The organism is Rheinheimera aquimaris, assembly GCF_020531985.1.
Taxonomy (GTDB): domain Bacteria; phylum Pseudomonadota; class Gammaproteobacteria; order Enterobacterales; family Alteromonadaceae; genus Alishewanella; species Alishewanella aquimaris.
Window position 1 is genome coordinate 591,749 of sequence record NZ_JAJAVQ010000002.1, and the last position, 14,707, is coordinate 606,455.

The 14,707-nt window shown below is 52.9% G+C and carries 13 protein-coding genes; 6 read left to right on the top strand and 7 right to left on the bottom strand.

The features are described 5' to 3' along the window. Nucleotides 1–87: 87 nt before the first annotated feature. Nucleotides 88–336 (top strand): DUF2798 domain-containing protein, encoded by a 249-nt coding sequence (locus LHL18_RS07640; protein WP_134052616.1) that lies wholly within the window; start codon nucleotides 88–90, stop codon nucleotides 334–336. On the opposite strand, the gene LHL18_RS07645 is transcribed toward LHL18_RS07640, so the two are convergent. From LHL18_RS07645 to LHL18_RS07660, 4 genes are read right to left on the bottom strand one after another with little or no spacing between them, the layout of a single operon-like run. Then, complete coding sequence (locus tag LHL18_RS07645) at nucleotides 323–736, bottom strand: group I truncated hemoglobin (protein WP_226766458.1); 414 nt, start codon at nucleotides 734–736, stop codon at nucleotides 323–325. The two genes, LHL18_RS07640 and LHL18_RS07645, sit on opposite strands and share 14 nt — an antisense overlap. Continuing rightward, the gene (locus LHL18_RS07650; protein WP_226766459.1) at nucleotides 736–1,569 is read right to left on the bottom strand and encodes a DUF3034 family protein; all 834 of its coding nucleotides are present in this window, start codon (nucleotides 1,567–1,569) and stop codon (nucleotides 736–738) included. The genes LHL18_RS07645 and LHL18_RS07650 overlap by 1 nt, the downstream gene beginning before the upstream one ends. After that, entirely contained in the window at nucleotides 1,566–3,899 is a 2,334-nt protein-coding gene (locus tag LHL18_RS07655; protein WP_226766460.1) for a bifunctional diguanylate cyclase/phosphodiesterase, read from the bottom strand. Before LHL18_RS07655 ends, LHL18_RS07650 begins: the two co-directional genes overlap by 4 nt. Before the next feature lie 13 nt (nucleotides 3,900–3,912). Then, on the bottom strand, nucleotides 3,913–4,551 hold the full coding sequence (locus LHL18_RS07660; RefSeq protein WP_134052608.1) for a methylamine utilization protein: 639 nt from the start codon (nucleotides 4,549–4,551) through the stop codon (nucleotides 3,913–3,915). Between the two features lie 258 nt (nucleotides 4,552–4,809). On the opposite strand from LHL18_RS07660, the gene LHL18_RS07665 reads away from it, so the two are divergent. Continuing rightward, nucleotides 4,810–7,077 (top strand): patatin-like phospholipase family protein, encoded by a 2,268-nt coding sequence (locus LHL18_RS07665; RefSeq protein WP_226766461.1) that lies wholly within the window; start codon nucleotides 4,810–4,812, stop codon nucleotides 7,075–7,077. Nucleotides 7,078–7,081: 4 nt separating this feature from the next. Here the strand turns inward: LHL18_RS07665 and LHL18_RS07670 are convergent, their stop codons facing one another. Beyond that, a complete protein-coding gene (locus tag LHL18_RS07670; protein WP_226766462.1) occupies nucleotides 7,082–8,242 on the bottom strand; it encodes a type 2 periplasmic-binding domain-containing protein in 1,161 nt (386 codons plus the stop codon). 211 nt (nucleotides 8,243–8,453) lie between these two features. Between LHL18_RS07670 and LHL18_RS07675 the strand changes: the two genes are divergently transcribed. Continuing rightward, entirely contained in the window at nucleotides 8,454–8,753 is a 300-nt protein-coding gene (locus LHL18_RS07675; RefSeq protein ID WP_226766463.1) for a hypothetical protein, read from the top strand. Between the two features lie 6 nt (nucleotides 8,754–8,759). Here LHL18_RS07675 and LHL18_RS07680 read toward each other — a convergent pair whose 3' ends face one another. Then, nucleotides 8,760–9,218 (bottom strand): tellurite resistance TerB family protein, encoded by a 459-nt coding sequence (locus tag LHL18_RS07680; RefSeq protein WP_226766464.1) that lies wholly within the window; start codon nucleotides 9,216–9,218, stop codon nucleotides 8,760–8,762. A 132-nt stretch (nucleotides 9,219–9,350) separates the two neighbouring features. Between LHL18_RS07680 and LHL18_RS07685 the strand changes: the two genes are divergently transcribed. From LHL18_RS07685 to LHL18_RS07695, 3 genes are all read left to right on the top strand, one after another. Further along, nucleotides 9,351–10,169: a M90 family metallopeptidase gene (locus tag LHL18_RS07685; RefSeq protein WP_226766465.1), complete on the top strand. Its 819-nt coding sequence runs from the start codon at nucleotides 9,351–9,353 to the stop codon at nucleotides 10,167–10,169. A 144-nt stretch (nucleotides 10,170–10,313) separates the two neighbouring features. Next, nucleotides 10,314–11,333 (top strand): efflux RND transporter periplasmic adaptor subunit, encoded by a 1,020-nt coding sequence (locus LHL18_RS07690; RefSeq protein WP_226766466.1) that lies wholly within the window; start codon nucleotides 10,314–10,316, stop codon nucleotides 11,331–11,333. 3 nt (nucleotides 11,334–11,336) lie between these two features. Then, nucleotides 11,337–14,492 carry an efflux RND transporter permease subunit gene (locus tag LHL18_RS07695; protein WP_226766467.1) on the top strand — a complete coding sequence of 1,052 codons (3,156 nt, stop codon included), beginning with the start codon at nucleotides 11,337–11,339 and terminating at the stop codon, nucleotides 14,490–14,492. Here LHL18_RS07695 and LHL18_RS07700 read toward each other — a convergent pair. Beyond that, nucleotides 14,467–14,649, bottom strand: coding sequence for a hypothetical protein (locus tag LHL18_RS07700; protein ID WP_134052592.1), 183 nt, complete (start codon nucleotides 14,647–14,649; stop codon nucleotides 14,467–14,469). The two genes, LHL18_RS07695 and LHL18_RS07700, sit on opposite strands and share 26 nt — an antisense overlap. Nucleotides 14,650–14,707 lie beyond the last annotated feature (58 nt).

A 14,707-nucleotide genomic window follows, 5' to 3' on the forward strand; every position in this document is an offset into this window, starting at 1 on the left:
ACAGGTAAACCGCCTCGCAATAAAACTATGCTAAAGTCGTACCCCTTTGTATCATTTGATTGAACCACATTGTTCCCGGAGCAAGTTATGCTGCCTGCGCGTTTTCAGCCAATATTGTTTGCCTTTATCATGTCAGGCTTTATGGCATTTTTGATGTCAGGTATCCTGACATTTATCAATTTAGGCTGGTTTAGCGGTTTTTTTCAGGCCTGGATTAACGCCTATCTGTACGCGCATGCCTGTGCATTTCCGCTGGTATTTATTTTCGCACCGCTGAGCCGCAAACTGAGCATGCGTTTAACCCAGGCTGCAGGCCCGCGCATTAGCGATAACTAATATCTTTGTACATGGGTGCCAGCAGAGCCAATAACTGGTTTTGCGCACTGATGCTGATATGTTGCTGCTGCATTACCTTAATTAAATGGCCAACTAATGCATCGTAATCGGCCAGGGTAATATTAAAACCAGTGTGGCTTTCTGCCATGCTGCCGCCAGTGTAAGTGCAGGGGCCCCCGCTGATTTCACACAGTTGCTCCGCCAGCAAACGGCGAAAGCGCTCAATATCGGTATCGGCAAAATGGTGCACAATGCGGTTGTCATGTTCTATTTCATAAAGCAAGCCGTCGGTAATAGCACTGATGCCGGCGTCTCCTCCCAACTGCTGGTATAGGCTGGGTGTCGGTGTTTGGCTGCAAGCCGTTATCAGCGTTAGCACTAAAACAGTTAACCACCTCATTACCAGGCTCCTTCTACTGACAGGTAATAACCCTGCTGGTTATTCAGGCCAGCAATACTGCCCAAATCGACATAACCAGCGGTCACGGACAGGTGCTTGTTAACAAACCAAGCCACAAACACATCGCGCCAATGCTGCTCGTCAGCAAAGGCCAGTTGATCTGGTTTTTGTTTAAACTCGACACCTATCGCCACATTATAATTCAGCAGCAACGCGGCTGAGCCTTCAAACATCAGGCGATAATTATTATTGTCGGCACTGCCAAACCCCAACAAACCGGTCTGGTTGGCTTTCGTTGCGCGTAAGGTGGCGTTAAGTAGCAAATTGCGCCCGGCAACTTGATTGAATAGTACTTTGCTCGCGGCAAGATAAACATCAAGCCCGCTGTCATCGCGTGCGCCTACCGCCTGTGGCAGCGTAAAGTCGTGCAGCTTTTTGTATTGAACGCCAAGGCTAATCTGCGGCAGGGCAGTGTAAAGCAGCTGTCCTGCCAGACGATATTTCACCGCAATAATATTCTGGCTTAGCTCGCCACCTATACTATCCAAAGCAAATCGTTGCCTCGCGACAGACCATTCCCAATTGTTGTCGTATGCCAGGCTGGCGCCGACCGAGTTCAGCGTAAAATCGTCTACGCCCACCCTGCTGATAAAGGCAGTAGCGGCCATTTCGCCACTGCTGGCATAGCCGTTAATGACTGCCCAGGGCACAATGCCGCCACCGGCACTGCCTTCTATTGACGACGTACCGCCAGTGGCAATGATTTTACTGTTTGCCGCGCAGCTGCAACTAAAAACCAGGCCGGCAGTCAGGGTAAAAAGCGTTATCTTCATTGCCGCTCCTTCTGGGCGAACCATTGCTGATTTTGCTCTGGAAATTGTTTTATCCAGGCTGAGAATTTTTCTGCTTCCAGTGGGCGGGAGAAAAAGTAGCCCTGAACTTTATTGCACTGGCACTGTAGCAGTTCTGCTAATCCCGTCGGGTTTTCCAGGCCTTCGGCGGTCACAACCAGGCCAAGGCTATGAGCAAGCTGAGTCGTTGCCTTAACAATTAATGCATCATTATTGTTGTGATGGATATCTTTCACAAAGGCCCGGTCTATTTTTACCTCATGCACCGGCAGCTGCTTGAGGTAAGCCAGCGATGATTGTCCGGTACCAAAATCATCAATCGCCAGGCGTATACCTAATTTTCTTAGTCGCTCTAACTGCGCAATGATGGTCGCGGTATCTTGCATGATCGCGCTTTCAGTGACTTCCAGTGATATTGCATCATGTGGTACGTCATAGTTGTGCAGCAGCTGTAAAATTTGCTCTGCCAGCTTAGGGTTGAGTAAATCGTGCACCGACAGGTTTATTGCAACAGTAACTGTAAAACCTGCAGCACGCCACGTCGCCAGCTGCACAATTACATGTTGCAGCATCCAGTTAGTGATTAAGCCTATATTTCCCGAGTGTTCAGCTAAACGAATAAATTCATCCGGTGCGACGAAGCCCAGAGTAGGGTGTTGCCAGCGGATCAGTGCTTCCGCCTCTTTGCAGCTTCGGGCGTGAATATCTACTTTGGGCTGATATACGGCAAAAAACTGACCCGATTCCAGTGCATACGGAATGTCACGGATCAGGGTAAGCTCACGCTGATGCAGTTCATCTTGTCCGGGCAAATATTCGGCAATACGCTGAGGTGTCTGTCTGGCATTTTCAAGGGCAATGTCGGCCCGTCTGAGGGCATCATTTACGCTAGATTGTTGGCGTGAAAAAGGATAAATACCAATACAAAGCTTCAGATTAATATGTGAGTTATCAACGTTGTAACCTAAAAGCGCAGTGGCAAATAAAGCGGCTAACTGTGTTGCGGTAAACCGGTGCTGATAAGCCAGTAAAAACTCATCAGCTCCCAGCCTAGCCAGCAAATCCGGAGCTTGTGGTAACTGAGCGAGACGCTGGGCTAGCTGCTGCAGCAGAATATCGCCGGTACTAAAGCCCAGTACTTCATTAATATGCTTAAAGCGTTCAATATTGACGATTATTATACAGCCATCATGTTGTGCCAATATGACTGGCAGCAGGCGCTCTACTGCGGTGCGGTTAAACAGGCCCGTTAGCGTGTCGTGCTCTGCATTGTGACGCAGTTGCAGCTCGCGTTGTTTGATGTCTTGCTGCATTGCACTTAGCGTGCGGCCTAACACTGCAACTTCGTCTTTACCCTGCACCGGAATGTTCTCATCAAAGCCCTGGCCTATGCGTCGGGCAAAGTAACTTAGTGCTTTGATTGGCTGAGTAATACTGCGGGCAAAGAAAATACCTACAACTAAAGTCAGCGAGAGCGCTACACCAAAGATAACGAATAATTGTTGCCGGAATGCCAGATAACCATCCAGCCAGCGTGAATGCTGAAGGTGTTGCACCGCCCACAGTTGATTGTTTTTATCCAGCGGTATAGCCAGTGAAACATAGTCTTGCTCTGGGTTTTCGTAGGGCAGCCCGGGCTGGTTAATAAGGGTATTTAACATGGCTGGCAGTTTTTGCGCACTGTTGTCATCTAAAGTAGAAATATACAGCTTAAATTGTTCAGCATGCTGAGAGACAAAACTGATCTCTAAGCCGGTAATCGCCACTATTTGCTCCGCCAGGGGCATATCCAGCGGAAAGCCCATGCCTACCCAGGCAATAAGGTTCGGTGCTTTTACCGGCGCCAGCACCAGTTGATAAGGTTGCCCGGCCAATTGCAAAACATCCGTAACCGGGGCATTGCTGTTTTGCGTGCTTTGGTTAAAAACCGGCATCACGTCACTGGCGCGCAGCTGTTTTTCCGAGCTTGCCAGCAGTTCACCGCCAGGGGACATCAGCAGCATCAGGCTAGCGTCAATGCGGCTGCCATGATTGGCCAGTACTGACTCAATGGTTTCTTGCTCTGCGGTTGCGACTGCACGGCGAAAGCCAAAGTCGGCAGCCAGAACCTGTACGCTGCTGCTTAATTGTTTTGCACGGTTATTCAATGCCTCCAGTAGCACTTTACCGCCTACTGCTAAAAACTGTCGGGTTTGTACTTCGCTATCACGCTTCATCGCTGTAAGCGTCGCTGTGGCCGTGGCTGCCGCCAAAGCACTGAGCAGCAGCAATAACACAGCGATGAGCTTGGTTCTTACAGAGCGAAACTGCATGCGCCGCGATATCCTAATTGCCAAAGCCACGTTTAGGGGCTTTAGGTTTTTGTTTTTGTTCAACCGCTAGTGTTAAATCAATACTGGTATCATGGTCCAGTACTAGGCTCAGGCTGTCATGGTCTTTCTTTTGCCACGGATGCCACAGTTTCAGCTGATAAGTGTCGTCAGTTAAGCCGTCAAAATGAACCTTACCTTCACTGTCGCTGATGGCCAGAAACGGGCTTTCTCCAATGTACACGTAGGCTTGCATATAGTCGTGAATATTGCAGCCAATAGACACTATGCCAGGCTTATCAAATAAAACAGGCGCTTCAGGTTTGCCTGCGTACAGCTCAATTTCAAACGTTTTTGCCGGTGAAAAAGAGTAAACATGGTGGCGTGTTTTATCCCGGTTGGGAAACTCAATGTAAGTGCCGGCCGTGTAAGCTGACACAAAAGGCACAAACGTCAGATTTTGCTGGGCAATGCTGCCTGCAGTTGATGGACGGGGCAGGTCTGAATTGCCCGGAATCAGCTCAACCACGGTATCGGCAACGGCTTGCTGCATTTCATCCGTGATCCGGATTGATAGCGTGTTGGCAAAAAGCGGTGAGGTTAAACCCAAAAGTAGCGTCAGTGACACAATCAAATTGACCAGGTAATGCTGCATACACGCCACCATCTGAAAATACACCGTTAACAATAACAGTAACCTGTTGCCAGCTCAATGCCAATGGTCAGCGCTGCCGGCGCTTTGAGACAGTCTGATATTAAATGGCGATAGCATGTGGAGTGGTAACAGTATGCGTGCCTGATTTTCGTCTGAGGCAACCTGCCCGGAAGCAGATACGGGGTTAAGCTGTTGTGCCTGCAGGGCTGCTGTGGCTACACTGCTGTAATACATCGCTGATGCGCCAGGGAGAACAGGATGAGGGCGGAAAAAGTACTACTTAATATAGCACTGCTGACGTTGTTGTCCGGCGCATTGCAGGTGCGGGCTGATGAAGTCTGCCGCCAGGCAAAAGCTCAGCAGCGGCCTTGTGTAGCACTGGTATTAGGTGGAGGTGGCGCCCGTGGTGGTGCACACCTGGGGGTGATTGAGCAGCTGGAGCAGCAACAGATCCCGGTCGACCTTGTCGTCGGCACCAGCATAGGGGCTTTTATCGGCGGCTTGTATGCCAGTGGCTTCAGTGCCAGCGAAATCAGTGCCAAGCTGGCTGCGGCAAACTGGGCGGAAGGCTTCAGAGACAGAGTATACCGCGATGAAATGCCAATGCGGCGCAAACAGCACAGTGATCAGTTCGCGCTGAACGTTGATTTAGGGCTATCTGCCGACGGTATCAAATTGCCGCAAGGTTTGTTGTTTGGTCAGGCACTGGCAGACTTGCTGCAGAGCATGTACGGCACGACATCTAATAGGGTGCACTTTGACACACTGCCGGTGCCTTTTCGTGCTATTGCTACCGACCTGCTAACGCAGCAGCAGGTTGTATTGGACAGGGGGAGTCTGGTACAGGCTGTACAAGCGTCGATGACAATACCCGGAGTCGTCGCGCCAATGGAGTTGGATGGCAGGTTGCTGGTGGACGGTGGTGTAGTCAACAATCTGCCGGTCAGTGTGGCAAAACAACTGGGGGCTGACCGGGTGATTGTGGTCAGTATCGACGCCCCGCTGCTGAATAAACAACAGATGATGTCGGCGCTGAATGTAACGCATCAACTGACCGCTTTCTTAGTCAGAGCCGGTGTGCAGCAGCAATTGCAGTTGCTGGATGAGGACGACCTGCTGCTTAGCCCGGTTGCTGAGGGCGTGGCAACACTGGCATTTGAACGTATTGATGAGGCGATAGCGGCAGGGCGCGCTGTGGCACAGGCAGCACAACCGCAGCTGGCGGGGTTTAGTCAGCCTCAGTGGTATGCTACTTGGCGTCAGGCATTTTTGCCAAGGCCCGAGGCGGCTATCACGATCGACACTATTGAACTGGAAAACCTGTCCCGGCTGGACGACCGGCTGTTACTGCGCCGGCTTGAATTGACGCCGGGTGATGCCTACACACCACGCAAGCTGCATAAAGGGCTGCGGCAGCTTTATGGGGTGGATACGTTTGAGCGGGTGTCTCAGCAACTGACTGCGGCTGCGGACGGCACTAATACGCTGCATATCCGGGCGGAGGAGAAATCCTGGGGGCCGGGATATCTGAATTTTCATTTTCAACTCGAAGACGATTTTCATAATACCCACCAGTATCAGCTGGCCGGGGCTTACACATTGACCAACTTAACCCGCTGGGGCGCCGAGTGGCACACCACTTTAGGATTGGGTAATGACAAATCGCTATACACCGAGGCTTATCTGCCTTTCGCTGACAGTGGGCTGTTTGCACTGGCGGGTGTTGGCCACAGGCGGGATGTTCAGGTGCTGCAAAGCGACAACGGGCTGTCTGAAGGCGAGTTGCGTAACAATCGCAACCTTGCTGTAACCAGGCTGGGCTGGAATATCTCCGACCATGCTGAGTTGACGCTGGGCTGGGGTTGGCAAAATGGCAGCATTACCATGCCGGGTTATCTGGCAGAGCAGTTTGGCAGTGCGACGCTGGATTACCGCAGCCGCGGGCCAGAGGTGAAGCTGATTTGGGATACGCTGGATAGCCGCAGTTTCCCAAGCAGAGGTATCCGGCTGGCAACCAGCATCAGACGCAGCACCGACTATACGCTGGCACTGCATGGCGACAGTACGCGAACATCAACAGAATTACTGGCCGCGAAAAGCTGGCACCCTCATATCCTCAGAACGCGCTGGTATTTTGACCGCCATCAAGCCGATGACACAGCGATTTCTTTTGATCAGTTTTCACTGGGCGGCTTTTTAAATCTGTCCGGTTACCCAGCCGACTTGCTGTATGGTTCAGATATTCAGTTTGGCAGCTTTGTTTACCTGTATCAGATCAATCAGCCGCAGATTTCGTTCTTTAACGCGCCTTTATACATTGGCGGCTCGCTGGAACGGGGGCGGGTAAAAGCCAATGTATTTGGTGAAGAACAGACCGATGACACCACTGACTGGTTATGGGCTGGCAGTGTGTTTCTGGGTTGGGATACACCTTTTGGCCCGTTATATCTGGGTTATGGCCACGCCGAGCGCAGTTTTATCCGGCAGAACAATGCGGTGTATTTGTCTTTTGGTAAGTCGTATTAAATTATCAGTTCGTCGCTAAGGCGCGCTCAACATCAATACCAACGCTTAGTACGCCTATATGGCGCTGCCCGTCGCGAACAGGTACACTCAACTTTACCTGAAAGCGGCGGGTTGACTGGTCGTATTCAACCACATCGATAAAATAAGCTGCTTGTTGTTCAAAAATACCCAGAAACGGCATTTCATCGCCCTGCCAGTAGTCAGTTGTCACCCTGCTGATGGCTGCGTTTGCACCATGCTGATCCATCAGGATAACTTCAGTCACCAGCTCCGCATATTGGGTCTGCCATTGTTGCAGCACTTCGGAGGCCGCACTGCTGAGCATTTTGGCGGCAAGACTGTCGTCCGGGCTAGCCAGCAATTGCTGCTGCCATTGTGAGTCCAGTAGTAACATTGCTGACAGATCGACTTCGGGCTGGTTTTGTTGTTGCAGGCGTTGGCGTAGCAGCGGCAAGCGCGCTAACTGTTGCACATCCGCCAATAGCTTGCTCAGGATCAATTGCTGCTCGGCTGTTGATAATGCAAAAGGTGCCGACGCACATAAATGTGTCGCCGCGTTAAACTGGGCGATAAAACCGGGTCTCTGCTGCAAGGCTTTATGAGCAAAGTAAACGCCAAGCGGCACATATCGGAAAAAACGTTGGTGAAATTCTGTACTATCTATTTTAAGCCGGCGCGCAACCTCGTTAAAATCATCCAAATCGGCCAGCAATATGTCGATACGGCCAATATTCAACAGTTGCACCAGCTGCGCCAAATCGTTTACTTCTACGTCGGGTTTATGTTCATGCTGCGCTAACCAGTCGGCCTGATGGCTACCCAGTATGGCCCCATAACGGATAGGTTCTTTGCTGTCGGGCCCGGCATGACGCTGATGCCAGAACCAGTACCAGTTCTCCAGAAACAATGGTGCAGATAACTGGGCGAAGTCGTTCATGTCGTCATTGGGCATGGCGGTGAAATAACCGTCAATCCGGTCCATTTTTACTTCCTGCCGTGCCCTGCGCCATGGCATAACCTGCAATGTATAGGGCTGGCGGGTCTGCTGCATAATGCAGTTAATCTGCTGCTGGCTGCTGTTGCCATCAACCGGCGAATGTGTGCCTAACACCAGGCCCGCTGCGGCTACCCATTGCGGGCAAAGCAGCAGTAACGCAAAGCGCATAGCCAAAGTCCTTTTAATGAAACTGATGCAAGTATAGCAATCGACAGCACAGGTGTTGAACTTCATTCACTGCGCCCACACTAAGGCTGTATTACCGGGCAGTTTTGTCAGGTTCAGTCTGTACTCAGCGTCAGTGCTACAGGCTTGGTTCGGTGACGCAGTAAGGTTTTACCGCATAAAGTTGTGCGGTAAGGCCAACATTGAGGTAACTATGTTTTCTTCGTTTAAACAGCAAAGCAGCCAATGGCAGCAAATGTTTGCCCGTCGTCAAAGTGCCGGGCCACTGCAGCGCATTCTGGCCTGGTTGATGTTGGGCCTGATGTTATTCGTCGGTGTTGCTGTATTGGTATTTATGCTGCTGTTAAGCTGGATCCTGATCCCGATTCTGTTGTTTCGTCACCGTGCAAAAATTAAAGCCTGGCAGCAACGCCAGCGCGCTCAAGCCGGCACACAGCACAATAACGCGAATACCGTGATAGAAGGTGAAGTTATTCATAAGCGGGAAGACTAAGCGGCTTTAACCAGACACCGCCAGTTTCGCCTGAATATAGTCGCTATGGCGGATAAACAGCAGATCCGCTATTTTACGCAGCATCGCTTCTTCATTCGGATCCAGCACGCCGTCGGCATAGGCCTGCTGCCACAGGTTGTCCAGCAGCGCCAGCCTGGCATCATAACTTAGCTGCTTTAACTGCGCAGTAAACTGATGCAACGAGGTGGCATCCTGTGCCTGTTTATCTGCCAGCGTAATCACAGCTGCAGCATCACTGTCAGTCAGAGAAAACTCCCGTTTGACATAATCTGTTGCCAGAGCACGCTCATCATCACTGCTGCTGAAATCAGCGTAAGCCACCATCAGCATCAGGCTGACACAGGCCAGTTCCGTCTCATTCAGGCCATAAGCGTTCGTCGTGCCTGCGGGTGCTGACAGGCCATCGTTTACTTTATCCAGCAGGGTTTTAAATAACTGAAACATTGCTTTTCCTTTCTTTGCATCGCAGGTTAGAGGCCACAACTGCGGCAGAGTTCAGCCTGGGTATGCTTGAAAAACCGCCACTGCTGCCACATTAAGCTTGCAGCATACCGCTGTCCTGATATGAGGTGAAGTGTGGCAATCCTGTTTACTGTATTACTCGGCGCAGCCATTATTGCGCTGGTACTGGGCTTGCCTTACTGGCGCCGTTACCAGCGCAGTATCATTATGGCGCGGCCATTTCCTGCGCCGTGGCGTGATATTTTAAAGCGCCGTTTGCCCTATTTCAGAGCGTTGCCTGCCGATTTACAGCTGCAGCTGAAAAAGCACATCCAGGTATTTATTGCTGAGAAAGACTTTATTGGCTGTGATGACTTAACAGTGACCGACGAAATGCGCGTGACCATCGCCGCCCAGGCCTGTTTGTTACTGCTAAACCGGCCGGATTATTACTACCCTAAACTAAAACAGATTTTGCTGTATCCCTCTGCCTTTATTGTGCGTAACAACAGCGCCGATGCTGCGGGCGTGCTGCATGAACAGCGCCGGGTGTTATCGGGTGAATCATGGGGGCAGGGCAAGGTTATTTTAAGCTGGGCCGATACGCTTGATGGTGCCGCTAACCCCGGTGATGGCCGTAATGTGGTGATCCACGAATTTGCCCACCAACTGGATCAGGAAAAAGGCATCGCTAATGGTGCGCCGCTGCTGGAGCGCAGCAGCGACTATCAAAGCTGGTCCGGCGTGATGGCGGCAGAGTTCACGACATTACAGCGCCAGGCCGGTTTGGGTGAACATAGTTTGTTTGATCACTACGGTGCGACGAATCCGGCGGAATTCTTTGCCGTAATCAGTGAAGTGTTCTTCGAACAACCCGGTTTGTTATCGCGGCAGCATCCAAAACTGTACGGCGAGCTGAGCCGGTTTTACCGTTTAAATCCACTTAGCTGGTGACAGCTCCCTCAGGCTAAAGTGGTAAAAAATCAGAAAAAAGTGATCTGAAGCGTGGTTTGCGTCATACTGCCTTAACAAGAACAATTCTTATTTAGGTAGAGTATGGCTTGGCTGAGGTTGCTGTTGTTAGGATGCTGCTGCACGGTGTGGCCGCTAGCGGCGCAGGAAAGTGTGCCGGTGCGGGTGGTGATGCCGCAACAAAATGCGCTGGCGCAGCAACTGGTGCTCAGTGGCAGCCTGACAGCAAAACAGGATGCGCAGCTATCCAGCCGCACTGCCGGTTTAGTCGCCAGGGTGCTGGTGGACGCTGGCAGTATCGTTAATCAGGGCCAGCCTTTACTCAAGCTTGATACCGCTGTGGCAGAGCACGAGCTGGCGCAGCTGCAGGCGGCATTCAATGCGGCTCAGGTGCGTTATGACGAGCAACAGCGGCTGGTCGGTGAAGCACAGCAACTGATTTCGCAGCAGTTATTTCCGCAAAGTGAACTGAGTTTACGCCAGGCCGCCCTGGCCGAGGCTGAGGCTGCGCGCCAGCAGGCTAAAGCCGCCGTGGCGCAACAGCAGGAAATACTGGCACGGCACACCCTTACCGCACCTTTCGCCGGTGTTGTCGCCAAACGTTTTACCGATGTTGGCGAATGGCTGGCACTGGGTACACCGGTACTGCAACTGGTTAGCCTGTCCCCTTTGTTGCTGGATGTGCAGGTACCGCAAGAGTATTTCACAGAGCTGTCGTCGTTACGGCGTATAGACGTAAGGCCGGATTTAGTGCCCGGCGCTACCCTTAGCGCGTCCTTACTGGCTGCGGTGCCGGTTGGCGATAGCAACGCACGCAGTTTTCTTGCCCGCCTGCAGATCAGCGACAGCCCACAGCCATTACTGCCGGGCAGCTCCGCCAGCGCAACTTTGTTCTTTGAGCGCGATGATTCCAGCGTGCTGGTGGTACCACCCGATGCACTGTTACGCCACCCCGACGGTAACTTCAGCGTATTCAGCATTAACGATAGTACCGCCAAGCGCCATCTGGTGAAGCTTGGCCGCAGCACCGAGCAAGGGGTAGAAATTTTATCCGGCCTGCCAAAGCAGGTACCTGTGGTGGTGCGCGGCAACGAGACGCTGCGCGATGGCCAGCGAGTGCAGGTACTGGCACAGGATAAGGAGTAACCTATGCTCGATGCCGGCATACGCCGTGGCACCATACTAACGGTTGCTGTACTGATTATCTGCGTGTTGGGCATAGTGGCCGCGCTGCGTATTCCGGTACAGATGATCCCCGATTTGGAAGTGCGTACCATCAGTGTTGTCACCGGCTGGCCCGGCGCGACCCCGCAGGATGTGGAAAAAGAAATTCTGATTGAACAGGAGCGCTATCTGCGCACCCTGCCAAACCTGAAACGGATGGTATCACGCGCCAGTACCGGCTCGGCGGAAATTGAGCTGGAGTTTCCGTTTGGCGTCGATGTCAATGAAGCGCTGATCCGCGTCAGCAATGCACTCAGTCAGGTACCGTCCTACCCGGAAAATGTTGATCAGCCCAGGCTGTTCAGCAGCTCATTTTCCAACAATGCCTTTATGTTCTTCCGCCTGATGCCACTGCGTGGTAATCCGCTGACACTGGACATGGATATGCTGCGCGACTACGCCGAAGACTATGTGCGGCCACGGATGGAACGGGTGCCGGGGGTGTCTGAAGTGGGTGTCAGTGGTGGGGCTGAGCGTCAGGTGCAAATAAGGCTTGATCCGGCCCGGCTGGCGCAGCGCGGTATCAGCCTGACGCAGGTGCGCGATGCAATACGCCAGCGTAACCGCGACAGTTCAGCCGGCGATATCGACAGCGGAAAACGCCGTTATCTGCTGCGGATGGTGGGGCGCTTTAATGAGCTGACAGAGCTGGAAAACCTGATCCTGAGCCAGCAAGGTGATATGCAGGTGCGGTTAAAAGATGTTGCCAGCATTGAGCTGGATCACTTTGAAGTGCGCGATCTGGCCTACACCGACGGTGAGCGCACGCTGGGGCTGTCAGTGCGGCGCGAGCCAGGCTCTAACGTCATTGATATCAAGCGGCAGATGATGCAGGTGGTGGCGCAAATCAACCGCGACATGCTGGCAGCCAATGGCCTGCAACTGACATTAATCAGTGACGATGTGCGCTATGTCGAAGACTCGGTGGCCAATGTCTGGACCAACCTGGCACTGGGCGCCATGCTGGCAACGCTGGTGCTGTTTTTATTTTTACGCTCCGGCCGCGCCACGCTGGTTGGTGTGATGGGCGTACCCATTTGTACCATAGCGGCGTTTTTAGGCTTGCTGGCCTTTGGCCGCACCATCAATGTGATCTCGCTGGCCGGTATTGCCTTTGCCATCGGTATGACAATGGATAACACCATAGTGGTGCTGGAAAGTATCGAACAGGCACGCCGGCGCGGGCTGGACAGAATAGAGGGCGCTATTGCCGGTGTACGTGAGGTCTGGCCGGCGGTGCTGGCGTCAACGCTGACGACAGTGCTGGTATTTGTGCCGATATTGTTTGTCGAGCAGGAAGCCGGTCAGCTGTACTCTGATATTGCCATCGCCATCGGTGCTGCCATCATTGCCTCTATGTTGGTGGCGGTGCTGGTGGTGCCGGCGGCTATTGCCAGGCTGGGTTTTGGCAAGCGCTCGGCTATGCAGCAAACTGACGCTGCCCAGCCCCCGGGCATATTGCTTAACATGGTTAATGGTATTATCAGCAGCCGGCTGCGCCGGCGTGTGACGCTGTTGGCGACGGTACTGCTGACGCTCGGTGCTGGCTGGTTTTTACTGCCGCCGGCCGAATATCTGCCGGAAGGGGAAGAGCCTAAAGCCTTTTCGTCGATGATAGCGCCACCGGGGTACAACCTGTCAGAAATGGCCGGTATTGCCACAGAACTGCGTGAATACTTAAGCGCGCAGGTTGAGCGCGACCCAGCCGATTTTGACCGCGGTGACACCAGCATGCCGGCACTGAAGTATTATTCACTCAGTGTGTCGGTGGGCCGCATCCGCGTGCTGAGCGAGCCGGTGCGCTCAGACGATATTGAAGCGATGATGAACGCGATGACGGCGCTGTTCCGCCAGTACCCCGGTATGCGGGCATTCTCATCACGTGGCTCCATTATCAGCAGCAACGACGGTGGTACCCGCGCCGTCGCACTGGACATTTCCGGCCCCGATTTAGCCAGCTTGTATGCCACTGCTGATGCCGCCTATGTGGCTGCTGGTCAGTTGTTTGATCAGCCGCAGCTTAACTCTGAACCGTCGTCGTTGTCGCTGGATCAGCCGCTGGTAGAGATCCGCCCGCGCTGGCAGCGTTTAGCCGAGCTTAATTTCAGCGCCGCCGATTTTGGTTTTGCGGTGTCAGCGCTCAGTGACGGTGCCTTTGTCGACGAGTTTTTTGTCAACGATGACAAAGTGGATATTTTTCTGTTCAGCAAGGCAGGTAATGAGCAAAGCCTGGCCAGGCTGGCACAAACCCCGGTACTGACGCCAGGTGGCGCTGTGCTGCCGCTGAGCAGCCTGGCAGACTTAGCCGAAGTGGCTGACAGCGATACCCTGCGCCGGGTTGATGGCCTCCGCACGGTAACGCTGTACATTATTCCGCCGCGCTCAGTCGCTTTGGAAACCGCGGTGGCAACAGTACAGCAGCAGCTGGTACCGCAGCTGCAGCGTGACGGTGCTATCGGCACCGACGTAACACTGGATATCTCCGGTGCATCGGATCAGCTGGATGAAACCCGTGCCGCACTGGGCAGTAATTTTGCGGTAGCGGTGCTGCTGATTTATTTGCTGTTGGTAGCTATTTTCAGCCACTGGGGCTACCCGCTGTTTATTCTGGCCACAGTGCCGCTGGGCCTGGCCGGTGCACTGGTCGGCTTAACCGCCGTTAATGGCGTAAGCAGTGTGCTGGCCCATGTTGGCCTGGGCGGCTTTCACCAGCCATTTGATATGATCACCATGCTGGGGTTTTTAATTCTGCTCGGCACTGTGGTGAATAACCCGATCCTGATTGTCGATCAAAGCCGGCATAACCTGCAAAGCGGCAGACAGTCGGTGCAGCAGGCCGTAGCGCAGGCGGTGGCGACAAGGCTTCGGCCGATACTGATGTCTACCGCCACCACCATTTTCGGCCTGGCGCCGCTGGTGCTTATTCCCGGTGAAGGCACCGAGCTGTATCGTGGTGTCGGTATTATCGTATTGTGTGGGCTGCTGTTTTCTACCCTGATCAGCCTGACCTTTTTACCGGCGCTGCTGGTTAGTGTGCTCGGGATAAAGGCAAAACTCAGTCAGAGAAAAAAGCAAACTTAATCACCTGCGCCAAAATCAGCAGCGCCACTAGCGGCATAATGTAGCGGCTTAATTTGGCGGTTTGTTCGCTGTCGCGGCTACCGTATTTTTCGGTCAGCGTGACAACGATAAACAGCGCGGCAAACAGCAGTGCCAGTATCGTAATCAGGGTTGTCATTATGTACTCCGTTCAGGCTATGGCTACAGCTTAAACGGTTTTCACTTTAGTTTCAAAA